This is a genomic window from Paralteromonas sediminis, assembly GCF_003820355.1.
Classification (GTDB): Bacteria; Pseudomonadota; Gammaproteobacteria; order Enterobacterales; family Alteromonadaceae; genus Alteromonas_F; species Alteromonas_F sediminis.
This window is the reverse complement of the sequence record NZ_RPOK01000003.1, coordinates 490,531-517,276: the sequence shown is the minus strand read 5'-3', so window position 1 is coordinate 517,276 and position 26,746 is coordinate 490,531. Positions and strand designations below refer to the sequence as shown.

Genomic DNA, 26,746 nt, shown 5'->3' with positions numbered 1-26,746 from the left:
CATTGGCACAAGTATGTTTACCATACCACGGAACTTATTTTTGTTAATACGAGGAATATTGAATGCGTAAATCGCTAATTGCCGCTTCTACTGTGGTCGCGCTTGGTCTTATGGGCTGCCAGCAAGAGTCTGCTAATACTGAATCTGTGGAAGAGGCAACGTCTGCCGCATTAGATGTTCAGACAATGACAGAAGAGCAAAAGCAAGCTTATGCCATGGGGGCGAGTATGGGCGTGTTTTTTAATCAGCGCAGTCAACAAGTTGCGGAACTTGGTGGTGCATTAGACAAGGAACTAGTGCTTCAAGGCTTCACCGATAGTCTGGCGAACAACGCAGTGTTGAGTGATGTAGAAGTTCAACAGCTTACACAAGCTGCGCAACAGCAGTTCGCTACCTTGCAACAAGCTGCTGCGGCCAAAGCGGCAGAGGCAAACATCAAAGCGGGTGAAGCGTTCTTAGCAGAAAATGCGAATAAAGAGGGCGTTGTTACCACAGAATCTGGTTTGCAGTACGAAGTGTTGCAAGCGGGTGAAGGGGTTTCTCCAGAAGCGACGGACACGGTAAAAGTGCACTATCATGGCACCTTAATTGATGGCACTGTTTTTGATTCATCTGTTGATCGTGGTGAACCGGCAGAATTTCCACTTAATCGCGTTATTTCTGGTTGGACCGAAGGTGTTCAGCTTATGCAGGAAGGTGCAAAGTACCGTTTCTACATCCCCGCTAATTTAGCTTATGGTCAGCGCGCTACTGGTGCTATCACACCCAACTCAACGTTAATATTCGACGTGGAATTATTGGAAGTTGTTAAACCAGCCTCCGATGCGCCATCAGAGTAAGACACAAAAAAGCCGGTGATTAACACCGGCTTTTTTTGTAAAGCATAGTCCTTGCAAGCATATTTTCCAGATACAACTCGCCCTTTTGAAAGTGCAGAGACTCTCTAGAGCTGGCTCAGGTACTCACCCGAGCTTCGACTTACATAAAGTATAGCCGATATGCCTTATCTTGCCAGTCGATGTGTGATATGTGGTCGACGTTGTCCACGCCAACGGTAAGTGGCACATTTGTTTAAAATGAACTCACCAAATTTTAACGCAATCACCCCTGCACACATGATTATTAATATTGCAAACTGCTCGGGTTCCAGAAAAACAGTTACTATCCCAGCAATAAATAACATGGCACCTGTAAAAAGCAAAATAAAGCCCATTAATGTCAGGCTTGTTTTCATCGTTTCACACCATGGTTCGGGTTAAACTCATTCTTATTATTATGTCGCTGTCTTTTTTTTAACTGGCAGTTATGCCAAATAAAACGTGCAGACAGTGCTTGTTATTACAAGTCGGCACATTCAAAGACTCGACTTGTTATCGGCACGTTAACATCTTTTTAAAGTCTCTAATAGGAAAAAGGTCAGAAAAATCAAATGCCAACGCCAATAATTACCCGAAGCGGATACTTGCGACTGCAAAAGGAGCACGATCACCTATGGCGAATAGAGCGCCCGGAGGTAACCAAAAAGGTTGCGTGGGCCGCCAGTTTGGGCGATCGAAGTGAAAATGCAGACTATCAGTACAATAAAAAGAAACTGAGGGAGATTGACCGGCGGGTAAGGTATTTGCGCAAGTGCTTGTCTAATCTTAAAGTTGTAGATTATCACCCACAGCAGGAAGGAAAAGTGTTCTTTGGTGCCTGGGTTGATCTATACAGAGAGTCTGACGATCAATCACTGTCATTGAGGGTGGTCGGCTACGATGAGATTTTTGGTCGCAAGGACTATATCTCTATTGATTCTCCGATGGCGAGAGCCCTACTGGGTAAACAAGTTGATGACGAAGTAACAGTGATGATTGAGGGGCGAAAATCGGTATGGCTGATTGAAGAAATACGCTATGATACCGACGATAAATTATGATGTTTTCAACTCAACGAGCGTCAGCCAACGCTTGTTTTATTCTTCCGATAAAAAATGATGATTAATTCCCAAATAGCGCAAGAACTCAATGTAAAACCTGAACAAATTAACGCCGCTGTAGAGCTGCTAGATGGAGGCGCGACTGTACCTTTCATCGCGCGATACAGAAAAGAGGCTACCCAAGGGTTAGATGATACCCAGCTTAGGACGCTGGAACAGCGGCTTGGGTATTTAAGGGAACTCGAAGACAGACGTCAGGTTATCCTGAGAAGTATCGATGAGCAGGGCAAGTTAGACGATGCACTAAAAGGCAAAATTGTAAAAGCAGACAACAAAACAGCGCTTGAAGATTTGTATCTTCCGTACAAACCCAGACGTCGCACCAAAGGGCAAATTGCTATAGAGGCTGGCTTGGAACCTTTGGCCGACCACTTGTTTGCCAATTCTGAGCTAGATCCTGAAAAAGAAGCCAGTGCGTTTATTAATGCGGAAAATGGTGTTGCAGATACTAAAACTGCCTTGGAAGGAGCAAGACATATTCTCATGGAGCGCTTTGCCGAAGATGCCGCTTTGCTTGGAAAAATCAGGGATTATCTGAATAAACACGCCTATGTGGTAAGTTCGGTAGCGCCCGGCAAAGAAAAAGACGCGTCGAAATACAAAGACTATTTTGAGCACAGTGAAAAATACAGCGCAGTGCCCTCTCATCGTGCGTTGGCCATGTTCAGAGGGCGCAATGAAGGCATGTTGTTTATTCAATTAGATGCTGCGCCAGGACAAGATAGTGGAGTTTCGCCTTGCGAGGAAATTATCGCCGAGCATTTTTCTATTCGTCAGCAAGGGCGTGCAGCAGACAAATGGTTAGCTCAAGTGGTGCAGTGGACGTGGAAAGTTAAGTTGTCATTACATATGGAAACTGAGCTGTTTGGTGCGTTGCGCGAAAAAGCGGAAGAAGAAGCCATTAACGTGTTTGCCAAAAATCTCAATGACTTGCTTATGGCTGCTCCGGCAGGTGCGAAGGTGACCATGGGGTTGGATCCCGGTCTGAGAACCGGTGTAAAAGTGGCCATAGTGGATACAACCGGTAAAGTTATCGCTACCAACACCATTTTCCCTCATGCTCCTCAAAATCAATGGGACAAGGCAGCCAGAACGCTGGCGACATTGTGTAAGCAGCATAAAGTATCTCTAATCAGTATTGGAAACGGCACGGGCTCCAGAGAGACAGACAAGTTGGTTGCCGAAATGCTGAGCAATAATGACGATATAAAGGCGCAAAAAATCATGATCAGCGAAGCCGGTGCATCTGTTTATTCCGCTTCAGAACTTGCGTCAAAAGAACTGCCCGATCTTGATGTGTCTTTGCGGGGCGCTGTGTCGATTGCCCGCAGGTTGCAGGACCCACTGGCGGAGCTAGTGAAAATTGAACCTAAAGCTATAGGTGTTGGCCAGTACCAGCACGATGTTAGTCAGAGTTTACTTGGTCGAAGCCTTGATAAAGTGATCGAAGATTGTGTGAACGCCGTCGGCGTTGACCTTAATATGGCATCACCAGCGTTGTTGAGTTATGTCTCTGGACTGAACAAAACGTTGGCTCAGAATATTGTGCACTATCGTAATCAAAATGGGGCGTTTGCAAACCGCAAAGCGTTACTCAATGTTGAGCGACTTGGCCCTAAAGCCTTTGAACAAGCGGCCGGATTTTTGCGCATAGTGGAAGGTGATAATCCTTTGGATTCATCAGCTGTTCACCCAGAAGCCTACCCGGTAGTCGATGCCATCGTGAACGACACCCAGGTAGCGGTAAACGACCTAATTGGAAACACAGAAGTCTTAAAAGCGTTGTCGCCGGAGCGTTTTATTAATGATGACTTCGGGTTGCCTACAGTAAAAGACATTTTAAGTGAGCTTGATAAACCTGGCAGAGATCCGCGTCCTGAGTTTAAAACAGCTGCATTTAAAGATGGCGTAAACACACTATCAGACCTCAAAGTCGGTATGATTTTAGAGGGTGTGGTAAGCAATGTGGCAAATTTTGGCGCATTTGTTGACGTTGGTGTACATCAGGATGGCCTTGTGCACATTTCGGCGTTAACCAATAAGTTTATTAAAGACCCTCGTGATGTGGTGAAAACGGGGGATATTGTCAAAGTGAAGGTGATTGAAGTCGATGTTGAACGCAAACGTATTTCTTTCACAATGCGCTTAGATGACACGCCTGCACCTGCACAACCTCATGACAATAAACGAGCTTCGTCAGGGAAAAAAGCGTCAGCCCCCCGTCGCGAAAGGCCTCAGGCCAAACCACAAAACAATGCGATGGGGAATGCCTTTGCAGATGCTTTTGCTAAGGCCAAAAAATAGGGGCAGGTAATATTAAGCGTTCGCGCTAAACCCTTGCCCTTCAGGGGCAACGGCGTTGGCATAGAATTGGGCGATAACGGCACTGCGTTGCTGAATAAGGCCTTCGTCAAATGACAATGTACGGGTAGTGCCTGACGATGCCGCTTGATCCTGCTGTTCGCTTAATGAGGCACGGTCAAGTGTTCTTGTAGGCGTTGAAATGCGATTTCCATCAACAATGTCGTCGAGTGACGGTGGCGTTATCTCGGCGCTTTGTGCAGCGTTGTCTGCCACGTCTTCGCTGGCGTTTTGCAGTATTTCGCTTCGGGCTTCAAATGCACGCTGATTGGCTTCGGAGGCAACACGAAGATCCTGAGGCGAGGGGTTGGCAGGCGCTAAAGCTGCTGCCCTCACTTGCTGCATTTTTTGTAGCGTAGCTTCAGGCGTTTGCGCTTCTGAAATATCGATAGATACGCGCCCGCCTACGGCGTAACGTTGGCCGTCAGGCCCGGTTTCAAACTCATATTGTGGCGAACCTGCATACTGGCCGCCTACCGCAGCGTGCGCTTGTTCATGGGCACGTACTTCGCGGTCTCTAGCTTTTAGGTCGCGTACTTCTCGCTGCTCTGCTTGGTCTTGCTGACGTTGTTCAGCCTCCTCGCGGCCTGCACTTTCATCGCTACCGTTGTCTTTGTTTTGCTCCGCATTGCTAGCACTCTGATTACCCAATGACGATTGAATAGAAGGACGTTCATATACTAGCGGGTTGCTGAACTGTCCTGTGGCAAGACGTGCACGATCACTTTCGGAGCCTAAGCCTTTCTCGGGCTCACCTTTTTCGCTGTTCCCAGTTTGGGGAATCGTTTCTCTAAGCAAATTATCACGCCTGGCAGATTCCGTGCTGAGGTTGGCAGACGGAAAGGCCATGGTGGTGGGAATGGGCGTGACAATATTCATAACTAGACTTATGCCAGCGTGTCTATGATTCTGCCAACAGTATTGTTTGCCACCTCAAGTACTTTGGCCGAGGCTTGCGCATTAATGCTGTTGACCTGCAAAGAAACAAGGTCACTGGTTAGACTGTCGGGTGCCTGAGGCAAAATTCTAGATGTATTCTCAAGGCCCCTAATGGCCGCTTGCTGCAAAACAGCCCCTGGGCCTTGCTGCTCCAGTGTGCTTTGTGCTGTGCGTTGTGCAATTGAAAGTGAAGCTTGCGTAATACCGTCGGACGCACGCTGTAAGCCGAGCTGGCCAGACACTATTGCAGAATTCACATTGAAATTCGTGTTAATCATATACTACCTCTCATGGTTAATTATTAACCAAAACATGTAAAAACGGAAGATTATATACACTAATTATTTGTAAATGATAATCATTTGCAATAATGGGTGCTGTGTTATAGGGTTATCTCATCTAAGGCAAAAGTATCGGGGGATAGCCATGTTGGCATGGTTCACGAAGCGAAGGAAAAAAACACCGGTAACATTTATTCACAGACAAGCCTGTTTAGAGGCGCAGACCCTTAAAGGGCAAACCGCGTTGAAAAACAGAGACACTGTAGTTGCACAGCGCTTGTTGCAAGGGGTCTACTGCGAATCACAATGGTGGTTTGAGCAATCAGAACCCAGTCCACGATTAATTGCCATGTTTGCAGGGAGTGCAAGTTTGTATGCGAGCGCATTGTGGGAAGCAGGCGAATACGCTAAGGCTTTCTCTATAATTAATATAAGCAATCAAAAACTCGTAAAGGCAAGTCGCCAGAAAACCGCAGTGCAGTGCCGTCGACACTTCTATCAACATTGTATTGAAGCGCTTAATCAGACGATGGAAGATTTTACCATGACGGAAAGTTTACTTAATTAGGTAAAAAAAGCAGGCGCTAAGCGCCTGCAAACAAACATCATAGTGCGAGACACAATGGAGACTGTGTCTGAATTAAGAATGGCACATCTAATCTTTTAATGCAAATAAAAATCATTATCAATTAACAGTCCTCAAACAATTTCTTCAGAGGCAGTGACTTCACATCCATGTCTTTTGCACATTTAGCGTGTCAGACTTTGCGCGAGGTCAAAGGATCGCACATCGAGTATTGTTAAAGTGCCTGATATTCTTAGCAGACAGAGTTTGGCATGTTTACTCGACCTGAGTTATTGGCAAAATATAATAAGCGAGTCCCTCGCTATACGTCCTATCCAACGGCATTGATGTTCAATACCGATTTTGGAAATGACGACTTTGAGCGAGCGGCCAGAGACTCTATTAATGAGCAACTGTCGCTTTATGTGCACATTCCCTTTTGCAAACGGCATTGTTACTACTGCGGCTGCAATCGAATAGTAACCCGACACCAGGACAAGGCAGACCAATATCTGGACGCATTGGAAGTAGAAATGGCCACGCGTGCGCCCGTTTTTTCAGACAGAGACGTTACGCATATTCATTTAGGCGGCGGTACGCCAAACTTTCTTTCTTCCACTCAATTCACGCGTTTGACGAGTCTGTTCCACAAATTCTTTAATGTGTCTGACACCCTTGATTACAGTGTTGAGCTAGACCCTGGAAATCTGACCAAAGAAGAGTTGGCAGATTTAAAGCGACAGGGTGTGACCCGGATTAGTATGGGAGTGCAAGACACCAATATTGTTGTGCAAGAGGCTATAAATCGGGTGCAAAGCACCGAGCATGTAGGCGAGCTGGTGCACTATGCACACGGTATAGGTATTTGTTCAGTTAATTTAGATCTGATTTATGGCTTGCCCTTTCAAAACCTGACACGCTTTAAGCAAACGATTGCTGATGTCATTGCCATGTCGCCCGATCGTATTTCGCTGTTCAACTATGCGCATTTACCTGAACGTTTTGCCGGGCAGCGTAAAATCAAGCCTCAGTGGCTACCTTCTGCGGCGGAGAAACTCAGTCTGATCAGTGCAGCTGTCAAGGCGTTTGAAGAGGCCGGTTTTTGTCTTATAGGCCTTGACCATTTTGCAAAACCAAACGATACCTTGGCAAAAGCGTCTGTCAACGGGTGCCTGCACAGGAACTTTCAGGGATATACCACTGAGTATGGTATTGATCTATTGGGCATGGGGGCATCATCGATTAGCGCAATAGGTTCAACGTTTAGTCAAAATGCCAAGGCGCTGCCCGATTACTACGCCTTGGTTGATGAATCTGGGGCTGCTGTAGAGCGCGGAGTGAAACTGAGCAATGATGACCGTCTTCGCCAGTATGTCATTATGCAGCTCATGTGTAATTTGAAAGTGTGTAAACAGCAAACCAATGCTTTATTTGATATTGAATTTGATGAATATTTTAAAGAAGCATTAGAGCAATTGGCTTCTTTTGTTGACGACGGTGTGGTGACAATCACCCCTGATAGTATTCGTGTTTTACCTGAAGCCCGACTTCTGATCAGAAATATTTGTTATGTCTTTGATGCATATGGCAACAGTGATGCTTCCGGCCCACGCTATTCAAACGCGCTTTAGGCCTCTAATGTAGCAAGCCGGGGATCTGCACAGGTAATACAAACAACCCTTCACCTGAGGTAATAAGCAGGGTTTTTAGGTCTTTACCACCAAATGCCACATTGGTCGTACCGGGTGCAACAGGCAAACGCTGAAGTAGAACGCCTTGTTCGGAAAAGATCTGAATTTCTCCGTTGGTATGGCTAGTGACATAAAGGTTTCCCGCGCAGTCGACAGCCATGCCATCTGGCACGTCAACCTGCGCAAATACGCCTATCTTCTCTTCAACATCACCGACTTTGTTTAGCGCATACTGAGAAATATTTCCATCCAGATCGCCAACAAAAAGAAACCGCTCGTATCGTGATATAACAATGCCATTCGGCTTGTTAAGTGTTTTATCTATCAATTTTACGGCGTGAGTTTTCGGATCTACACGGTATACACCGGTAATGCCTGTTTCACTTGGTCGAGGGCCAAGTTGCCAATCAGGGTCGGTGAAAAATATTGCTCCCGACGAGTGCACTGTCAGGTCGTTTGGTGAGTTGAAGGTCTTACCGTTAATCCGATCAGCAATGATAGTTTTTTCTTTTGTCTCCCAAGAAAATTTTGAGAGAGATTGTGAATTGTGTGTGGCGGCATACAGCGCCTGCGCGGTCGCCACTAGGCCATTGCTGCCACTTTCGTGAATAAAGATTGATGTGGTGTTGGGTAAATCCAGTGCAAAAACCCTGGCGCTGGGTCCTGAGTTCTGAGGTTTTGAAAAATCCATTTCAGAAAAAAAGAAACGTTGATGCACTTGCGACCAGGTAGGCCCTTCCAAAAATTTAAAATCCTTCGAAATTAAATGCGGGCTCGCGTGACTAGCAACAGGCAATAGGTTACTTTCACACGCATCAGCGAACACAGAACCAATGTTAAGCGCTGCGGCTAGTAAGATAGTGCGAATAAATAGTAGCGAGAGATCCATAGTGCCTGCTTACTTCCAACCGAGCGTTTGTTCAAAGTCATTGTCTAGCTTTTGAGCGAAGTCCTTTGCGTGTTTTGCTACAGTTTCTAACAGCTTGTCTTCCTCACTTTGCGGTTCATAAGGTGGGACCTGTACCGGATAGCCTGCTTCGTCAATGGCCATAAAGGTAATAAAGCAGCGGTTAGTGACCACAACATTATCTTCTTTCGGATCTGAGGCACGAACCACCACATAAATGTGCATACTGGTTTTACCGGTATGCACAATACGCGCAGTGACAGAAATTAGCTGGCCCACCAATATAGGCCTAATAAACCGAATGGCATTGGCGGAAACTGTTACACAATACCGTTTACTCCATTGGGCTGCGCATGCATAGGAGGCTTGATCTATCCACTTCATTACCATGCCGCCATGCACCTTTCCGCCAAAGTTTACATCGGTAGGCTCCGCGAGAAATCGAAATTCTGTTTCATTATCTTTTTTCATGATCAGGACGCTTTTGATACCCGTAACAAGGAGGATAAAGGTATATTGTTGAAATAGACAAATAATAAATGGGTTTTCGCTATGCACGTATTGGTCACCGGCGGTACTGGCTTTTTGGGGATTAATGTTATCCAGCAGTGTCTGGACAAAGGTTGGTCCGTGACAGCGACACATAGAAAAAGCTCAAATGTGGATGCGCTTAAAACACTTTCCGTTGCGTTGTTAGAAGTCGACATGCTCGATAGAGATAACCTGATCACAATGTTTCCTGAAGACATTGATGTTGTCTTTCATATTGCAGGTGACACCAATATGTGGACACCCAATAATGATAAGCAATATCAGGCAAATGTGGTGGCAACAAGCAACTTGGTTGACGCGGCAATTGCTAAAAAGGTATCTCGCTTTATTCACACTTCATCCATTGCTGCCTATGGTTTTCACGACGATATTATTACCGAGAAAACACAAAGCAAGGCCTTGATCAGCAGTGTAAACTACATCAAAACCAAGTTTCAGGGAGAGCAAGTGGTCAAGACTGCCGTTGTTGAAGGGAAACTTGACGCCGTGATTTTAAATCCTTGTGCCATTATGGGCCCTCATGACAGGCATAACTGGTCGCAGTTATTCACAATGATAAAGCATGGCACACTACCGGGGGTTCCCGCCGGCGAGGGCTCCTATTGTCATGTCAGAGAGGTGGCGGCGGCGCATATTACTGCTGTTGAAAAGGGAGGTAAGGGAGAAAACTATATCTTGGCTGGGGTCGATCATGCCTTTTTAGAGGTGGTGTCGAAAATTGGTGTGCTGGTAGGTAAAAAAACGCCCTCATCTGCGATACCTAGCTGGGTTTTGCGTGCTGTAGCGCGAGTACAATACTGGGTGTCATTGATAACGCATAAAGAACCCAGTATGACACCGGAGAAGGCGTTAATGGTAACTAAGCGGGTGGCTGCTAGCAGTGAAAAAGCAGTCAGCGAACTCGGCTACAATGACAAAGTGCCTATTGATGATATGCTCGACGACTGCTACCAATGGTTGAAGGCAGAGAAACTGCTGTAGCAGGTTCACCCCCTTGCCGCTAATGCCATAGCGGTTGACATTGCATCTTGTTCAGTGCTTTTTTTATGTGGCCTTACCCCTACCCCTTCTATACGCCCGCTTTGTACTGAATAGTAATCCGCAATGGGTACATAAAGCTGAAAGCCGCCGGTAATGTCATACATTTTTTGTGACAGCATTTCACCTGCCGTTTTTTCTCCAACAACCGTTACGTGAGGCAACTGTTTAAGCGCATCAACGGCTAATTCAGCTGCGCTGGCTGTTTGCTTGCTCGTTAACACATACACAGGGCCTGCATAGTGTGGTAATAGTGGCTCAAATTGGACCCGGGTCATCATGTTGTCTTGGGCGTCACGCCAAAAGGCTTTAATCGACCAGCCTGACCATGGCGAAACGGTTTGAAGCTGTGCTTTTGTTGGGGGAGTGTCATGGGTTGCATGCCATTTCTGTGATACAAAAACGCCGGCATCTAGGGGCGAGTTCGTGAGGTGACCTACCAATGGTTTCACGGCAAAGGCACCACCCGTATTGGCTCGTAAATCGATGATCAGCGCGTCGGCATTATTGGCAGTGATTGCCTTATAGGCGGCTTCAATTTGCGCAATAGTATCTGTTCCCATCATGGTATTCACAGTCAATACGGCAGTGTTCTCGTGCCACGTTAACAGCGCACCTTTACCGCCGACTTGCATGTTATCAAGGTAGTCAGCCAGTGCGGAGGCGGGCTGGTGCATTTCATCAATCCTAACGTGAGAAAACGGCCCTGAATGCCACAATTGGTTAAATGAAGAGATAAAATCGGCACGACTTTCTGCTTTCTGTGCCATCTCTGCAACATTCATTTGTATCATCTTGTATTCTTCAGAGGCGAGTTGCTCAGGGTTGTAGTGAAACTTGGCCATGGTGGCGTCTATTTCTTCTAAGGACTTTGCAAACGGTGTGTCTTCTGCGAAAGCTGCCAGCGAAAAACACAGGCATATCAGTTGTAGCCACCAAAAGCGTTTGTATTGATTCATTTATTTTCACCCAAAGAGATTGGTTTTTGGTGTGATTTGCACGCAGTGTGCCAATTGGTAACTAGTTGATAAGAAAACCAATATTTTTAGCTTTTATTTCTGCTCAGTAAAAGAGTGCGTTAATTACTTATCAAGTGGTTAATTTCACTAACATGTGAGGCGATATATCTAAGGGGCCTTTTTTGTGTTTGTTTTTAGTACACCAATCCAAAACGCAAGCTCTAGCAGTGCGCCAATTGCAATAAACGCTATGGAGCCAATTACACTGCCTTTCATGTAACACAATACGGCAAGCAAAAAGGTACAGGCCAACAGGATAATTTTTGTCGACTTATTCATTAACTTCTCCCTGACAAAATACAGTCTGAGTGGTTCACTGTAGGGCAAAAATGCCAATGTTTAAGGGTAGCAACAAAATCAATGCGCCGACAAATGCGGAAAAGAGTTGTACAGAATAAAACATCAACGGGGAGTCATCCGGTGTATGCTGACCTCCAGCAATATAAACGGTCTTAGCGCTTAGGGAATATATCGCTGGGGTAAAAAAGATAATGCCAATAAAGGTGCATAGTGCAATATCACCCCAAGTAAAGCCAAATGATGGCATGAACAACCGTGATAACAATGCGAGAATGACAGCGAATAGAAAGGATTTCATTAATCGTTGTTTAGTGGTGCTAAGTGAAACTGGTCTCGATTATACTAGAGGGATGAGAATAGATTAACTTATTCTGCAAACTTCACTATACCGTTTGGTATTTCGCTTCGTATAATCGTGGTATGTTTCCCATCACTCAAATAGGTATATGCTCACGATGAATAACCCTTCCCAACACGAACAGCCCTCAGTTAAAGCTCGCACCATGGCCGATGCGCTGAAGTGGGTATCCGGTGGATTTGCACTGTTCAAAAGCGATGTTGGAACCTGGGTGAAAACCATAGTGGTGGGCTTTTGCATTATGATTGCCATGGGCATGATACCTGTATTAGGCAGTGTTGCCAGTATGCTTCTTACGTATGTTTGGATAGGGGGGCTGATGCTAGGTTGTCATGCTGTATATGAAGGGAAGTCATTCGACATTAAATACCTGTTCGCTGGCTTTAATACCAACCTATTAAAGCTTGTTCAGCTGTCGGTAATCACAGGGCTGGCATCCCTGTTTGTAATGTCGCTGGTTTTTAGCCCTGAAAATTATGAAGCAGCGCTTAACATTGAACAGCTGAGTCAGGCTGAAGCTGAAGCATTTATGCAAGACTTCTTAGTCAAATTCCTGTTTGTTATGTTACTTATGTTGCCACTTATTATGGCGTCGTGGTTTGCGCCTGCACTGATTGTTTTCCACAACATGAGTGTTTTTTCCGCCATGCGTGCGAGTATTGATGCCTGCGCTAAAAACGTGATGCCATTCTTGCTTTATGGCTTGGTGACCACGGCCATGTATATAGCAGCATTGATCCCCTTGTTTTTGGGATTGTTGGTTGTGTTACCGGTGATAGTCGCTTCCATTTATATGAGTTATCGCGATATCTTTTTAACCAGTGACAGCGCGCATTCAATGTCTTTTGAAGCGTGAAGTTCAATGTCAAACTAAGCAAAATACTTTAAATAGAGGTGCACATGTCAAAGTCTTATCCAGAAATAACTCAACGCATATCATCAAACCTCAAGGCTTTGAGGGGCGATATTAATGACACCATGCAGGGGTTTTCCGCTATGGCCAAAGCGGCTACCAGTGACGGGGTGCTTGACAAAAAAACTAAGGAACTTATTGCGCTAGCGATTGGGGTTTCAACCCGCTGCGATGGGTGTATCGGTTTTCACACCAAGGCGCTTGTAGATCTAGGTGCTACTAAGGAAGAAGTTGAAGAGACCCTCGCCATGGCTATTTACATGGGTGGCGGGCCATCACTTATGTATGCTGCTGATGCCATGTTGGCGTTTGAACAATTTAGTGAGTCAAAGTAGAGCGATGACGTTTAGTTTAGAAAGGCAATTGGTTGCTGAGTTTTTAGGCACACTTTTGCTGGTGTGTACGGTTGTCGGATCTGGGATTATGGCCGACCAGTTGTCTTCGGGCAATGTCGCCATTGCGTTACTGGGTAACACTATTCCCACAGGTGCCATACTGGTTGTGTTGATCATGATTTTCGGGCCGGTATCCGGCGCTCATTTTAACCCAGCTGTAACCTTGGTATTTTGGTTGAAGAAGCATCTGAATACGAGGTCTGCTATCTTGTATTGTAGCGCTCAGGTTATAGGAGCCGTAGCCGGTACTATAGTGGCACACCTGATGTTTGAGTGGGCACCGGTAGAGCTTGGAACAAAGCCAAGAACTGGCATCAGTCAATGGTTTTCAGAAGGCGTCGCTACCTTTGGTCTGTTAGCGACAATTTTGGGCTTTGTTAAATTTAAAGAAGATGCCGTTGCTTATGGTGTTGGCCTGTACATTACAGCTGCTTATTGGTTTACCGCATCGACCAGTTTCGCTAACCCAGCGGTTACCATTGGTAGAAGCTTTACCACCTCCTTTTCTGGTATTGCACCCACCAACATGCCAGGGTTTGTTGTGGCGCAACTTATTGGCGCATGCTTGGCTCTTGTGGTGTTTAATTGGCTACTCCAGAATAAAGCGCGGTAAGCTACTTTCTACGTTTGGGAAATACGATCGTAAAGCCCACACCGGCTTCTTGGTTGTGGTCGACAGAAATGGAGCCGCCTAGTGACTGAGTAATCAGGTTATACACGATATGCATGCCTAACCCTGTGCCGCCTTTATTTCGCTTAGTGGTAAAGAAGGGGTCGAATATGTGTTTTTTGGCCTCTTCTGACAGGCCTTTCCCATTGTCTCGATACACCACCATCACGTCATCGTTAACAACGTCAACCTGAATAGAAATAGTCCCTTCAGTGCCGTCGAAACCATGTAAAAGACTATTTGCAACAAAGTTAGTAAATATCTGATTTATTGCCTCTTTATCTTGAAATACATGGACGCTAGTGTCACTTTGAACGCAAATGCTGACTTTGTCTGTTTCAAGAGCGTGCAGGGTAAGATAGGCCTCAGTAATACTGGTTAACTGGGCAATTAAGTCGAATTCAGAGCGGCGTTCTTCGTCTTTTGATGCCGCGACCTTTTTGAAATCATTAATCAGTGCAGCCGCCCTTTCACTGTTCTTTAAGATCAGCTGGCTTAATTCATCGGCATCATTGGCATGTCGCAATAAATCACTTTTAGTGAGAGCGCCGGATTCTATTTGCTGACGTACCTTTTTGTTCATATCTACCAAAAGACTCGATGAGGTAAACATGATACCCACGGGTGTATTCATCTCGTGCGCAACACCCGCGATGAGCTGCCCCATGGAGGCCATTTTTTCAGACTCAACCAGCTTGCCCTGGGTTGCGCGCAGGTCAGCAAGTGACTTTTCTAGCTCATGTGTTCGGGCTTCCACCTTGTGTTCTAGCTCATCACCGTATTGGCGCAACTGTGACAGTGCCTGTGTCAGGTCTTTGCCTAACACTAAAATGCAATAGGTGACTAGCGATAAAATAATGAGAATAAAGGTGGCTGACGTAAGTCCGCCACTTGTATGTGCCTCTTGCCTAAGACCCAGATCGTTGAGTAAACCTATGGCCAAGATGTTCAATGCCGTCACAGAGAAGACAACCCACAACAGCTTTGGCGTACCCACCATGACTGCAAATGCAATGAGTGCGGGGAAAACCAGCAACACTTCATCGTTCAGGCCATTAAAAAGCCATATAAATACCAACATAAAAACCGTGGTAACTAACACAACGTAGTTAGCAGCCAAGCTAACTTTATTTTGCCTTAGCAACACGTAACCAAAACCAAACATCAAGGCAAAGAAAATAAGTAAAAACGTACTTGTTGTATTTATAACGAATAGCGAAATGATTGAGGCGCACAAAACTGCTATCTCTATACCAGTGATTATTTGACCAAGGCGCTTTTTCTTTAGTGCAATGTCGGCGTCTGCATCCATGATTTAGAGAGGGCTTTTGTTAAGTATTATTCATAGTAAACACTATGCTAAGCCATTCATTTATTCAACGTAAGGTGTTGTTTAATTATTGCTCAGTGCGCTGGTTTTGAGCATACTGCCAGTAGCAAAGAAAGGCATTGAGTCGGGTTAGGGAACATGTTCAGGCTGCAAAGTTATGTAATGCTGATAACGTTGATACTTTTTTCAGTGAAAGGGGTGGCATCGCAAAAGGAGTCATTACTTTGGTGTGTTGACGACATACCTGTGCGCCACTACTACAACGAGGGGAAATTGAAAGGAACAACGGTCGATTTTATGCAGGCGCTGGCAGAAAAAAGTGGCTTCGCGCTAAGGTACACTCAGAACACGCCATTTTCACGTTGTTTGATGCAAATGCAAGCCGGCGAGGCTGATTTAATGATGGCGCTAAATAAAAATGATGAACGCAGCCAATACATGCACCTATTTCCTGTTTATAAGGCTAGAAGTGAAACACTTTTTACGACTACCGAAGGGAAACAAGCATTTTCCCAGCTTGGCGATATCCGAGACAATACTCTTGCGACTATCAGTGGGTATTTGTATAACACCAGTGATTTAAGCTTACTCCAAAATCATAACCAAATAATCAGTGCCTATAGTGTGGAGGGAGCGCTGGCTATGCTGATCAGAGGGAAAGTCGATTTAGTAGTTGCGCCTCACTTTTCCACATTAGCGCGAATACAATCCAATCCTCACTTTAAAAACAACATAGTGACGTTACCCATCACTCTGGGGCAAAAGACTACGCGTTATGTGCACTTGGGTATTTCTAAACAGGCAAAACTGCCTGCTGAGCAAGTAGACACGATTCGTCAGGCATTACAGACACTAAAAGAATCTGGTGAGGCCGAACGATTATTGTTTCCTGCAGTTGTGAAGTCCTTGTAGTTGTACCGAAAAAGCTTGTCTGTAGCTAAGAGCTAGCTTGATTTACATCAATACACCTATTTCCCAGTCTGTTTAAAGTAGTTTGACACAACCTATGAGGATTGAGGCATGGCGAGCAAAGTGGATTTAACCCAATACGGCATAACCGGTGTAACAGACATTGTCTACAACCCGTCTTATGACCAGCTTTATGAAGAAGAGTTAAGCCCTTCATTGACGGGGTATGAGCGAGGTGTTGTTACCGAACTGGGTGCGGTTAATGTCATGACGGGTAAGTTTACGGGTCGCTCTCCGAAAGACAAATACATTGTGCTCGATGAAACCAGCAAGGCAAATTTGTGGTGGAATTCTGACAATGCCCCCAACGACAATAAACCTATCTCGCCGGATATCTGGGCAGATCTAAAGGCCTGCGTTGTAGAGCAGTTGTCCGCTAAGCGCTTGTTTGTCGTTGACACGTTTTGCGGTGCCAACCCTAAGCATCGTATGAAGGTACGTTTTGTTGTCGAGGTTGCCTGGCAGGCGCATTTTGTCAAAAATATGTTCATACGACCCACAGAAGAGGAGCTGGAGAGTTATGGCGAGCCCGATTTTGTAGTACTTAACGGCTCGAAAACCAGCAATAAAAAGTGGCGTGAACACGGCCTCAACTCTGAAGTTTTTACCGCGTTTAACATGACCGAAAAAATGCAGGTGATCGGTGGTACCTGGTACGGCGGCGAGATGAAAAAGGGCATGTTCGCCATGATGAACTATTACCTACCACTTGAGCATATGCCTTCTATGCATTGCAGTGCAAATGTAGGAGAAAAAGGTGATGTTGCCATATTTTTTGGTCTGTCAGGTACAGGTAAAACAACACTCTCAACCGATTCTAAACGTCGCTTGATTGGCGATGATGAGCATGGTTGGGACGATGATGGACTGTTCAATTTCGAAGGTGGCTGCTACGCTAAAACCATTGACTTAGATCCAGAAAGTGAGCCCGATATTTATAGAGCTATTCGTCGAAATGCCCTGTTGGAAAATGTCACCGTAGATGAAAACGGTAAGATAGACTTTACCGACAAGTCGGTTACTGAAAACACCCGTGTTTCTTATCCTATTGAGCATATAGACAATATTATTCTTCCCAGCTGCGCAGGGCATGCAAAAAAGGTGATTTTCCTCACTGCTGATGCGTTTGGTGTGTTGCCACCCGTGGCGAAATTGACACACGAGCAAACCAAGTACCACTTCTTATCGGGATTTACGGCCAAGCTTGCGGGTACGGAGCGCGGCATTACTGAGCCTGTCCCCACGTTTTCAGCCTGCTTTGGCAAAGCTTTCCTGACCTTGCATCCAGTGAAGTATGCGAATGAACTGGTAGCTCGCATGGATAAAGTCGGTGCTACGGCTTATTTGGTGAATACGGGATGGAATGGTAGTGGTAAGCGTATATCAATCAAAGAAACCAGAGCAATTATCGATGCTATCTTAGACGATAGCCTGGATGATGCAGAAACACATGAGTTGCCCATTTTCAATTTAGCCATCCCCTACCAGCTGCACAAGGTTAACAGTGATATATTGGACCCAAGAAATACTTATGACTCAGCTGAGCAGTGGACAGAAAAAGCCCAGATCTTGGCGCGCAAATTTATAGATAACTTTGAGCAGTATACCGATATTCCACACGGGGAAGCATTAATTGCAGCCGGACCTAAACTGTAAGGAGCGGAACTGAAATGGGACAGCAAGTGATCAAAGCGAATTTCACGCCGAGTGATTTTGCTGCCTTTCATACCAAGCTTGATGCCCAATTAGCCGAACTTAAAGCCCGTTTGGCACAGCCGCAACAGGCTGGTCTTCATTCGGCATCTTTTGGAGCCGAACTTGAGTTGTATCTTGTCGATACAGGTTTTATCCCACAACGCGCCAATCAAACTTTGCTCGCTTTGGCTAATGACAAGCGTCTTACTGAAGAACTGAATCAGTACAATCTGGAAATCAACCTGTCGCCTGTAATGGCAAACCAACAGCCTTTTACCGCTATGCACAATGAGCTTAGGCAGGTAACTGGAAGGCTGCAAGACTTAGCCGCCAGTATAGGTTCCCGTGCGTTATGGACGGGTATCTTACCTACCTTAAAAACGGAACATCTGGCGTTAGACTATCTCACGGATTCGCCCCGTTTTCGCGCTTTAGCGAAGCAGTTGAGTGCTATGCACGATGGGCCCTTTCAAGTCGACATTAACCATTTTGAGTCACTAGACCTAACGTGTGACGAAGTCACCTTGGAAGGCGCAAATGCTTCTTTTCAAGTGCATTTTAAGGTACCTGAATCTGACTTTGTACCCTTGTATAATGCGGCTCAGTTGGTGACACCATTAGCCTTGGCATTGAGTGCCAACTCTCCCGTACTCATGGGTAAAAAGCTATGGCATGAGACACGGATTGCGCTGTTTAAACAGTCGATAGACAGTCGTGTGAAACAAGAAACAAACTGGCGACAGCCAGCCAGAGTCACGTTTGGTCAGGGCTGGTTGCGAAAATATGCGTGGGAACCATTTGCAGAAAGCGTTGCTTTATATGAACCCATTCTCCCCAGTATAGACAATGATTCGTCACCCTTTGCAGAACTGTTACTGCATCATGGTACTGTTTGGTCATGGAACCGAGCGATTTTTGACCCTCACAACAACGGGCATTTGCGTATTGAATTTCGTGCTTTACCGTCTGGACCCACGCTCTCAGATATGGTTGCCAACGCGGCTTTTATCATTGGTTTGACACAAGCATTTTCACATAATATCGACCAATATATGGCTAAATTGCCGTTTCAGCACGCTGAATACAACTTTTACCGCGCAGCAAAACAAGGCCTAGATGCCAAAATATTGTGGCCCTGTGATAGACAATACCAATTAATTGAACGGCCAATTATTGAGGTGTTACCCGCTATGCTGCCCATGGCTGAGCAGGGGCTTGAAGAGCTCAACGTAGACCGAAAAGATATAAGTCAGTATTTGGCGATCATTGAACAGCGTATTGCCACACGCCAAACGGGTGCTACATGGCAGTTAAACCAGGTAGAAAAGTTAGAACAAACACGCAATAGGCAGCAAGCGTTGGAGAAAATGCTTTCACTCTATCAACAAAATATGTTGACGGATAATCCGGTCGCAAATTGGACACTGTGATGAGTGGTATACAATTAAGATCGTTTACAGCTTCCTCTATGGCCCAGGTTCATTCTTTTGATCATTTATTAACGACATTAGGAGGCCCTTGTGAGATTGTCTTTAGGGGGATAGATGACTCACGTGTGAGAGTACTGACTACACTTCTGCATGGCAATGAACCTTCTGGCTTAAGAGCCATATATCGCTATTTGAAAACTGGAGAGATGCCAGCGGTTACAACCGTCTGTATTATAGCCTCTTTGTCAGCAGCCTTGACGGCTCCGCAGTTCTATTATCGTATGCTGCCCGGTCAGGCAGACCTGAATCGCTGCTTTACGCACCCTCCTGACGGTTTACAAGGGGCGTTGGCGACGGCAATTCGCCAACGTATTTTAACTCTCTCGCCCGAGGCTGTGGTCGATATTCACAATACCTCTGGCAGTGGCCCGGCATTCTGTGTTACCACGAATGACAGCGACCAAAATATCGCATTGGCATCGCTTTTCTGCCAAAGGGTTATTACCACCGATATTCAGTTAGGATCTTTAATGGAGCAGGACTTTGATTGCCCCATTATAACGTTTGAAGCGGGTGGAAGTCAGGATAATCAGGCCGATGAACTGGCGTTCTATGGACTGAAGGCATTCATGAATACACCTCGTCTGGACCAAACAAAGCAGGATATGGAAAGGCTAACTTACCCGAGAAGGCTGGAATTACAGGCTTATAAGCCCATCGTATACGCCAGCAAAATGGACACTACCGCTGCGATAACGATGCGCAGTGACATCGAACACCACAATTTTGGTACTACACCTGCTGACACACAGTTGGGCTGGTTAAATGACGCTATCGAATCCGTCTTAAAACTGGACAGCCAGCAACGACTCCTATCGGCATGTTTTGAAAAAAGAGGCTTTGAGCTGTATACCAAAGTGCCCATGCGTTTATTCATGGTGACAACGCGTGCTGACATCGCTGCCTCTGATTGCCTCTTTTACTTTCAACATCCGCCACTCGAAGGTTAATCGAGCTACAGTTTTTAGTATTCACAGAGCAAATCATTAAATAATTGTACGCAGATCAAGGAATACAAAGAGAGACTTGATACTCTTACCCTGAAATTAACTAGATGCTAGATATTATGCAATCTCTCAAATCGCAGTTTTACAATGAAGTAGAGTGGGGCAAGTTGCTGAAGTCTGGAGACCGGCTATTTTTAGGGTCGAATGCTGCCATTCCCAGCGCCTTAATGGACAGTCTCATTCATGATGCGCCACAGATAAAAGATTTAGAGGTGGTGCATATCGTCACGTTTAGTGACTGTGAGTGGGCGTTGCCCAAATATAAAGACCGCTTTAAAGTGAATACATTTTTTATCCATTCTGAAAATGTACGCCGAGCTGTTGATGAAGGGCGAGCTGATTACACACCTTGCTTTTTAAGTGAGATTTCCCAGTTGTTTAATGATGATACCTTGCCGTTGGATGTGGCGTTAATTATGGTGTCACCGCCCGATGAACTCGGCTATTGCTCATTGGGCGTGAGTGTGGACATAGTCATGTCTGCAGCGCGAAGCGCAAAACACATTATTGCGCAAATCAACCCGAGAATGCCAAGAACAGGCGGACATTCTTACCTGCACATCAGTGAGTTCAGTGCTTGCTTACAGCACGAAGCGCCATTACCTCAAATTCTGCCGCATGAACCTAATAAAATAACCGAACGAATAGGACAGTACGTCTCCTTACTGGTTGGTGATGGTGCGACACTTCAGCTTGGCATTGGAAAAATTCCCGACGCGGTGACCCGCTATTTGTTTAACCATAAAAACTTGGGTATTCACAGCGAAATGATCAGTGATGGCGTGATGGAGCTCATGCGCAAGGGGGTGATAAACAACCGTCAAAAAACGTTTCATCCAGGTAAAACGGTAACCAGTTTCTGCGCGGGCACCGACGATTTATATCAGTTTGTCGACAACAATCCTCACGTGGAATTTTATCCAAGTAGCTATGTCAATAAACCGCGTAACATCGCTATGAATGACAATATGGTGTCTATTAACAGTGCACTGCAAGTAGACCTTACCGGCCAGGTTGTCGCTGACAGTATTGGACACGATTTTTACAGTGGTATTGGTGGGCAAGTTGATTTTGTCTCAGGGGCAAGCATGTCCAAAGGTGGCAAATCGATTATTGCCATGCCGGCTACCGCCAAAGACAAAACAATATCACGCATTGTCGCCGACCTGACGCCTGGCTCAGGTGTAGTGACCTCCAGAGGTAATGTTGATTATGTAGTTACAGAGTTTGGCATTGCTAGGTTAAAAGGCAAAAGCATTCGCGAGCGTGCTCTGGAACTCATTCGCATTGCGCACCCTAAATTTCGCGAAGCCTTGTTGTCAAAAGTACGCGAGCATTTGTGGGTGCCTGATTATCAAAAACGTTACCCCACCGACATTGATGAGTTAGGTGACGTACAGATCATTCCTGTCGATATACGTGGCGAAAAATACTATTTGAGGCCCTTAAATCCTGCTGATGAGCGTCGGCTGCAGGAGTTCTTTTACTCTCACACTAAAGAAACGCTTAGGCTGCGTTATAACGCGGTGCCACAAGCAATGACCAGAGAAAAATCCTGTGATTTGGTCAGTGTTGATCAGACCAAAGATGTGGCGCTGACCATTGTGAAACAGGAGGGCTCCAGTTTGGTGATCGAAGCAGTCGGTCGATATTATCTTTACGATAATCAGCCCTTTTGCGAAGTGGCATTTGTTACCAGAGAAACCCAACAGGGTAAGGGTATGGCCTCTCGGTTACTTAACACCATGATAGACATTGCAAAAAAGCGACGGTTACAAAAGATGTTTGCGTTTGTAAAAGCCGAGAATAAACCCATGATCAGTGTGTTCGAGCAAGGAGGGTTTAGGCGCTTACCAAGCGAAGATCCGAGTGAAATTGAACTGATCTTAGATTTGGAAGGGGACTGACCATGCAAATAACTATTTTCGGTAGCCCTAAATGTGCGCTTCACAATATGGACCCTGAGCATCCTGAGTGTCCACAACGATTGCACCAGATCAATGATCAGTTCATCTCGTCAGGCCTTGAATACATATTGCAGTTTCAGGATGCCAAGCCAGTGCAAAAACGTATATTGCAGCTGGCGCATGATTCTGACTATGTCGAAACCATCTTTGCCAAAGCGCCGAAAGATAAAGACGAACGCGTTTGGCTTGACGATGACACCATTATGATGCACCACACGTTAAGTGCTGCCTTGCATGCCGCTGGGGCAGCGAAAGAAGGTATAGATAAAGTATTGGAAAAAGACAACCAGGTTGCTTTTTGTGCTGTGCGCCCACCGGGACATCACGCAGGTAAAGATAGTGCGTCAGGTTTTTGCATTTTTAATAATGTGGCGGTAGCGGCGCGCTATGCATTAACACAAACGGGTATTGATAGAGTCGCTATCGTCGACTTTGATGTGCACCATGGCAATGGCACGCAAGATATTGTCGAAGGTGATGATCGCATTCTTTTCTGTTCGTCATTTCAACACCCTTTTTATCCTTATACAGGAGAAGGTCCAACAGCTGACAATGTAAAGAACATCCCCGTACCCGCAGGTACTAAAGGAGACGCATACCGGGAATTAGTCGCCCCATGGTTTGAGCAAATGACAGCCTTTAAACCTGACTTAATCTTGGTGTCTGCGGGCTTTGACGCACATGCCGAGGAGAGTCTGGGTCATTTACGCCTGGTTGAAGACGATTACCGATGGTTAGCCATGCAAATTAAAACGGTAGCCGATCAGCATGCCAAAGGACGCATTGTGGCTGTGCTAGAAGGGGGTTACGCGCTTAGTGCGTTGTCTCGCTCGGTGGTTGCCTTCCTCAAAGGCATACTCGAAGCGAACTGAATAATAAGTTGGCAGGCAGCGGTGACATTGTTGTCTCCGCACAACCTGCCGGATAGCGCATTAACTGAACATACAGGCTGCAAGGCTTTTCTGAAGTCCTACAATGTCGACCCCCCCTTTTAACTCTTTTGAAATCGGCGCAGGGTCGCTGCCAACCCAAATTTTTAACTCAGCGTCTGCGTCAAATGTGCCTGCTGTTTCAACTGAGAACTTGGAAATACTCTTATACGGTATAGTCAGATATTCTGACTTTTTGCCTGTAAGGCCTTGCCGATCAATGAGAATAAGTCGCTTGTTGGTAAATACGAACATGTCTCTGAAAACTTTAAAACCTGCTTTGACTTCTTCCCCTTCATACACAACAGATTCCAGGGTTTCTTGCAGTTCTTCCATATCGACTTCAGACGCATTGCCCATCAGGCTTGATAATAATCCCATCTTTCTCTCCTTAAAGTTAAAGGGGACAGCCCCTTAAAGTGATCTTGTATCTAGTTTAGTTTAATTGGCTCTCCCAGCCCTAAACGCGATAATTTTTCTAATTGTGTTTCTGCATCACCCACTACCACATAGATCATATTTTGCGGCTTGATAAACTGCGTTGCCAGTTGTTTAACCGAGTCTACTGTCAGCGCCTGAACCTGTTGAATATGCTGATTAGCGTAATCGGAACGGTAGCTAAGCTGGCTAATCGATTGCAGCATGTCAATTTTAGCATCCATCGTTTCAAACTCGCGGGCATAGCTTTTGACATAATAACTCTGGGTTGTCGCCAGTTCTCTGTCGGTATAATTGGCCGCATAATTTTCCACTATGTGTTTGATTTCTTGTAAAGATTCAAAAGTAACATTGGAACGAACGCTGGTAGAAATCGTGTATCGACCCCAGTGTTTACCACCATAGAAGCGGCTTCTTATACCGTAAGTATAGCCCTTGGTTTCGCGAAGTTGTTGCATCAACTGAGATGCAAAACCGCCGCCACCGAGGCTGTAATTGGCAACATTGGCAACGAAAAAGTCGTCACTAGTCGCATTCATGCTCACGTGGCCTATCTCTAGCACAGACTGTTTTGCACCGGGTACGTCATAAAAATATAGTTGCGATGTTTTTATTTCGATGGGTGCGGGTAGTTCAGGCAATGTGAGTGCTCTGGATTCCCATTTTTTCTCAATATTAGCCAGCGATTGCATGACAGCATCTTTAGACACATCACCGACTACATGAACACTGGTCATATTGGGCACTACATAGTTTTCATAATAGCTTTTAAGCTGAACCATTGTTAGCGCGGTGACACTCTCCTCCGTTCCCTGTGAGGGGCGGGAAAGCGGATGTGACGCCGGATAAGCCTGTTTAGCAAATGCCATATTTGCTAACATGATTGGGCTCGCTTCACTTTGTTGAATATCGCTGATGACTTCTTGTTTTACTAGCGCCAGTTCAGCATCATCCCAACGTGGTTCCAAAAGCATCTCAGTAACAAGTGCCATCGTTGCAGCGTAATTCCTGGCTAATGTGTCTACGTTCACTTCAATTGACGTATTGACCAGCCTTATATTAATGGACGCCCCCAACTGGTTGATGGCTTCTTCTAACTGCTCTGGTGTTTTAGAGCGTGTTCCGCGATTTAACAGGCGAGCCGTAACATTGACCAAACCCGATTCGCTGGCTTTTTCAAATAGCAGGCCGCCGTCCATAGTGAAATTGACCGACACCAAAGGCACTTCATTACTCTGTATACCTAATACTTGAATACCGTTAGTCATACTATCACGCCATACAGCTGGAGGCGTAAGCTGCGGTGATTCGCCATAAGGTGGTTCGATAGAGCGATCGAAAGTAGATGGCGTTCTTTCATAACTGGCTTGCTGACTGGGGTCGACGTTTTGCTCCGCCCCCTCGACAATTTTTTCTTCCACCACCTGTGCCACAATGGAGCCGGATAAGCCCAAGTCAGGTTTACCTCGAGGTACAAAACTGGTGGCCACAAAGTGCTGCCCTTTTACATAGGTGTTGTAGACTCGATTTATGTCGTCTGCGGTGACGCTTTGCATTTCTGCAACAATCTGATTGATGCGATTAGGGTCGTCAAAGAACACATTTAAGTCAGCTAATCTAAATGCTTTCCCCAATACGCTGGTTAAGCCCTGATAATAACTGGTCTCCATACTTGCTTTTATACGGTTGAGGTCGTCTGTGCTAAAGCCGTCCTGTTCAAATTTGGTAAAGGCTTCGTTGATCGCCTTTTCGACAACATCTAAATCTATGTCGTTAAAGGCTCGTACACTCATCATTAACTGGCCGGCTAGCTCTGCCTGATAATGATAGGCAGACACGTCTGATGTGAGGGCTTTATCGTCTACCAGCACTTTATTAAACGGGGCGCGCTTGCCCTCACTGAGTAGTTCGACCAACATATTCAATGCGTAGCTGTCTTTGTGTCCTCGCGGGATAGTTGGCCATGCGAGTGTTAATTCTGGCAACTTGGCAAAGTTGTCTTCGTGAATGCGCTTTTTGGTTTCAGTAAGCACCACGGGAGTCTTGGGAAGCGGGGTTACGGCTTCACCTCTTGGTATTTCATCAAAGTACTTGTTAACCCATTGCTTGGCTTGAGCTGTGTCAAAGTCACCTGAAACTACTAAGGTCACATTATTGGGCACATACCAGCGTTTAAAAAACTGTTTTACGTCATCCAGTGTTGCTGCCTGAAGGTCGTCCAATGAGCCAATGACCTGCCAGTTGTAGGGGTGGTCTTGAGGATAAAGGTTCTTGCTAATCACATATTGGGTATGGCCATAGGGCCGATTGTCATAGGACTGACGCTTTTCGTTTTTGACCACTTGCTTTTCTTTTGCCAGCACGGGTTCAGTGACTGTATTAATAAACCAGCCCAGCTTATCAGCCTCAGCCCACAACATTTTTTCTAACGCATCGTTGGGAACTGTCTGAAAGTAAGCGGTAATATCGCGACTGGTAAATCCATTTGCTCCTGAGCCGCCGATGCGGGCGCTGAGCTGATCGAGTCCACCTTTACCCAAGTTTTCTGATTCTAGAAAGAGTAGATGCTCAAATAGGTGTGCAAATCCGGTTCTACCTGGAAGTTCTCTTGCTGAACCGACATGCGAGGTTAACGAAACCGCGACAACCGGATCAGAGCGGTCAACATGAAAGATCACGTCTAAACCATTATCAAGGGTAAACTTTTCGTAGGCTATATTAATGGCCGTTGCTTTAGGTTTGTCTATATTGGCGGTGGGTTCAACCACCTCTGGAGCAGGTTTACAGGCATTAAGTGTTACCAGGCAAAACACGGCCACGACGCGAGTATAAATTGTCTTCATGTAGGATCCCTTTTTATTTGCCTATTTTTTAGCGTGTAAATCTGCAAACATCAACGTAAAAGACAGAATATCTTGTTACATGCTATGACTGGGTGACTCCTCTCCATTGAC

26 protein-coding genes are annotated in these 26,746 nt (G+C 45.6%); 15 read left to right on the top strand and 11 right to left on the bottom strand.

From position 1 onward, the window contains the following. Positions 1 to 62: 62 nt before the first annotated feature. Positions 63 to 839, top strand: coding sequence for an FKBP-type peptidyl-prolyl cis-trans isomerase (fkpA, locus tag DRW07_RS11375; protein ID WP_124028032.1), 777 nt, complete (start codon positions 63 to 65; stop codon positions 837 to 839). Between the two features lie 164 nt (positions 840 to 1,003). On the opposite strand, the gene DRW07_RS11370 is transcribed toward fkpA, so the two are convergent. Continuing rightward, positions 1,004 to 1,234, bottom strand: a complete 231-nt coding sequence (locus DRW07_RS11370) for a hypothetical protein (RefSeq protein ID WP_124028031.1) — start codon at positions 1,232 to 1,234, stop codon at positions 1,004 to 1,006. Positions 1,235 to 1,429: 195 nt separating this feature from the next. On the opposite strand from DRW07_RS11370, the gene greB reads away from it, so the two are divergent. Further along, positions 1,430 to 1,918, top strand: coding sequence for a transcription elongation factor GreB (gene greB / locus DRW07_RS11365; RefSeq protein ID WP_124028030.1), 489 nt, complete (start codon positions 1,430 to 1,432; stop codon positions 1,916 to 1,918). A gap of 57 nt (positions 1,919 to 1,975) precedes the next feature. Beyond that, entirely contained in the window at positions 1,976 to 4,282 is a 2,307-nt protein-coding gene (locus DRW07_RS11360; RefSeq protein WP_124028188.1) for a Tex family protein, read from the top strand. 12 nt (positions 4,283 to 4,294) lie between these two features. Here the strand turns inward: DRW07_RS11360 and DRW07_RS11355 are convergent, their stop codons facing one another. After that, the gene (locus DRW07_RS11355) at positions 4,295 to 5,218 is read right to left on the bottom strand and encodes a putative metalloprotease CJM1_0395 family protein (RefSeq protein WP_124028029.1); all 924 of its coding nucleotides are present in this window, start codon (positions 5,216 to 5,218) and stop codon (positions 4,295 to 4,297) included. Between the two features lie 8 nt (positions 5,219 to 5,226). Beyond that, positions 5,227 to 5,556, bottom strand: a complete 330-nt coding sequence (locus DRW07_RS11350; protein WP_124028028.1) for a hypothetical protein — start codon at positions 5,554 to 5,556, stop codon at positions 5,227 to 5,229. Positions 5,557 to 5,704: 148 nt separating this feature from the next. On the opposite strand from DRW07_RS11350, the gene DRW07_RS11345 reads away from it, so the two are divergent. Both DRW07_RS11345 and hemN read left to right on the top strand, forming a co-directional pair. Then, positions 5,705 to 6,127, top strand: a complete 423-nt coding sequence (locus DRW07_RS11345) for a hypothetical protein (RefSeq protein ID WP_124028027.1) — start codon at positions 5,705 to 5,707, stop codon at positions 6,125 to 6,127. A gap of 269 nt (positions 6,128 to 6,396) precedes the next feature. Next, positions 6,397 to 7,755, top strand: coding sequence for an oxygen-independent coproporphyrinogen III oxidase (hemN, locus tag DRW07_RS11340; RefSeq protein ID WP_124028026.1), 1,359 nt, complete (start codon positions 6,397 to 6,399; stop codon positions 7,753 to 7,755). Between the two features lie 4 nt (positions 7,756 to 7,759). Here hemN and DRW07_RS11335 read toward each other — a convergent pair whose 3' ends face one another. Further along, entirely contained in the window at positions 7,760 to 8,704 is a 945-nt protein-coding gene (locus tag DRW07_RS11335; RefSeq protein WP_124028025.1) for an SMP-30/gluconolactonase/LRE family protein, read from the bottom strand. A gap of 9 nt (positions 8,705 to 8,713) precedes the next feature. After that, the gene (locus DRW07_RS11330; protein WP_124028024.1) at positions 8,714 to 9,193 is read right to left on the bottom strand and encodes an acyl-CoA thioesterase; all 480 of its coding nucleotides are present in this window, start codon (positions 9,191 to 9,193) and stop codon (positions 8,714 to 8,716) included. Positions 9,194 to 9,274: 81 nt separating this feature from the next. Between DRW07_RS11330 and DRW07_RS11325 the strand changes: the two genes are divergently transcribed. Further along, entirely contained in the window at positions 9,275 to 10,255 is a 981-nt protein-coding gene (locus tag DRW07_RS11325) for an NAD-dependent epimerase/dehydratase family protein (protein ID WP_124028023.1), read from the top strand. Positions 10,256 to 10,260: 5 nt separating this feature from the next. On the opposite strand, the gene DRW07_RS11320 is transcribed toward DRW07_RS11325, so the two are convergent. The 3 genes from DRW07_RS11320 to DRW07_RS11315 all read right to left on the bottom strand — a co-directional run bounded on the left by DRW07_RS11320 (position 10,261) and on the right by DRW07_RS11315 (position 11,929). After that, entirely contained in the window at positions 10,261 to 11,271 is a 1,011-nt protein-coding gene (locus DRW07_RS11320; RefSeq protein WP_124028022.1) for a S41 family peptidase, read from the bottom strand. Positions 11,272 to 11,439: 168 nt separating this feature from the next. Then, positions 11,440 to 11,610: a hypothetical protein gene (locus tag DRW07_RS18340; protein WP_165870482.1), complete on the bottom strand. Its 171-nt coding sequence runs from the start codon at positions 11,608 to 11,610 to the stop codon at positions 11,440 to 11,442. 34 nt (positions 11,611 to 11,644) lie between these two features. Next, positions 11,645 to 11,929 (bottom strand): hypothetical protein, encoded by a 285-nt coding sequence (locus DRW07_RS11315; RefSeq protein ID WP_124028021.1) that lies wholly within the window; start codon positions 11,927 to 11,929, stop codon positions 11,645 to 11,647. 157 nt (positions 11,930 to 12,086) lie between these two features. Between DRW07_RS11315 and DRW07_RS11310 the strand changes: the two genes are divergently transcribed. From DRW07_RS11310 to DRW07_RS11300, 3 genes are read left to right on the top strand one after another with little or no spacing between them, the layout of a single operon-like run. Further along, complete coding sequence (locus tag DRW07_RS11310; RefSeq protein ID WP_124028020.1) at positions 12,087 to 12,845, top strand: BPSS1780 family membrane protein; 759 nt, start codon at positions 12,087 to 12,089, stop codon at positions 12,843 to 12,845. 44 nt (positions 12,846 to 12,889) lie between these two features. Further along, positions 12,890 to 13,237, top strand: coding sequence for a carboxymuconolactone decarboxylase family protein (locus DRW07_RS11305; protein ID WP_124028019.1), 348 nt, complete (start codon positions 12,890 to 12,892; stop codon positions 13,235 to 13,237). A gap of 4 nt (positions 13,238 to 13,241) precedes the next feature. After that, entirely contained in the window at positions 13,242 to 13,910 is a 669-nt protein-coding gene (locus tag DRW07_RS11300; RefSeq protein ID WP_124028018.1) for an MIP/aquaporin family protein, read from the top strand. A 1-nt stretch (position 13,911) separates the two neighbouring features. On the opposite strand, the gene DRW07_RS11295 is transcribed toward DRW07_RS11300, so the two are convergent. Next, positions 13,912 to 15,279: a sensor histidine kinase gene (locus DRW07_RS11295; protein ID WP_124028017.1), complete on the bottom strand. Its 1,368-nt coding sequence runs from the start codon at positions 15,277 to 15,279 to the stop codon at positions 13,912 to 13,914. Positions 15,280 to 15,459: 180 nt separating this feature from the next. Between DRW07_RS11295 and DRW07_RS11290 the strand changes: the two genes are divergently transcribed. From DRW07_RS11290 to DRW07_RS11265, 6 genes are all read left to right on the top strand, one after another. Then, entirely contained in the window at positions 15,460 to 16,209 is a 750-nt protein-coding gene (locus DRW07_RS11290) for a substrate-binding periplasmic protein (protein ID WP_165870481.1), read from the top strand. A gap of 108 nt (positions 16,210 to 16,317) precedes the next feature. Beyond that, the gene (gene pckA / locus DRW07_RS11285) at positions 16,318 to 17,922 is read left to right on the top strand and encodes a phosphoenolpyruvate carboxykinase (ATP) (RefSeq protein WP_124028015.1); all 1,605 of its coding nucleotides are present in this window, start codon (positions 16,318 to 16,320) and stop codon (positions 17,920 to 17,922) included. A gap of 14 nt (positions 17,923 to 17,936) precedes the next feature. Continuing rightward, positions 17,937 to 19,391 (top strand): glutamate-cysteine ligase family protein, encoded by a 1,455-nt coding sequence (locus DRW07_RS11280; RefSeq protein WP_124028014.1) that lies wholly within the window; start codon positions 17,937 to 17,939, stop codon positions 19,389 to 19,391. Beyond that, positions 19,391 to 20,401 carry a M14 family metallopeptidase gene (locus DRW07_RS11275; RefSeq protein ID WP_124028013.1) on the top strand — a complete coding sequence of 337 codons (1,011 nt, stop codon included), beginning with the start codon at positions 19,391 to 19,393 and terminating at the stop codon, positions 20,399 to 20,401. Before DRW07_RS11280 ends, DRW07_RS11275 begins: the two co-directional genes overlap by 1 nt. Positions 20,402 to 20,517: 116 nt before the next feature. Further along, complete coding sequence (locus tag DRW07_RS11270) at positions 20,518 to 22,365, top strand: bifunctional acetyl-CoA hydrolase/transferase family protein/GNAT family N-acetyltransferase (protein ID WP_124028012.1); 1,848 nt, start codon at positions 20,518 to 20,520, stop codon at positions 22,363 to 22,365. A 2-nt stretch (positions 22,366 to 22,367) separates the two neighbouring features. Further along, on the top strand, positions 22,368 to 23,297 hold the full coding sequence (locus DRW07_RS11265) for a histone deacetylase family protein (protein ID WP_124028011.1): 930 nt from the start codon (positions 22,368 to 22,370) through the stop codon (positions 23,295 to 23,297). 60 nt (positions 23,298 to 23,357) lie between these two features. Here DRW07_RS11265 and DRW07_RS11260 read toward each other — a convergent pair whose 3' ends face one another. Together DRW07_RS11260 and DRW07_RS11255 are read right to left on the bottom strand one after the other, a co-directional pair. Further along, the gene (locus tag DRW07_RS11260; protein WP_124028010.1) at positions 23,358 to 23,735 is read right to left on the bottom strand and encodes a PH domain-containing protein; all 378 of its coding nucleotides are present in this window, start codon (positions 23,733 to 23,735) and stop codon (positions 23,358 to 23,360) included. Positions 23,736 to 23,785: 50 nt separating this feature from the next. Beyond that, the gene (locus tag DRW07_RS11255) at positions 23,786 to 26,635 is read right to left on the bottom strand and encodes a M16 family metallopeptidase (protein ID WP_124028009.1); all 2,850 of its coding nucleotides are present in this window, start codon (positions 26,633 to 26,635) and stop codon (positions 23,786 to 23,788) included. Positions 26,636 to 26,746 lie beyond the last annotated feature (111 nt).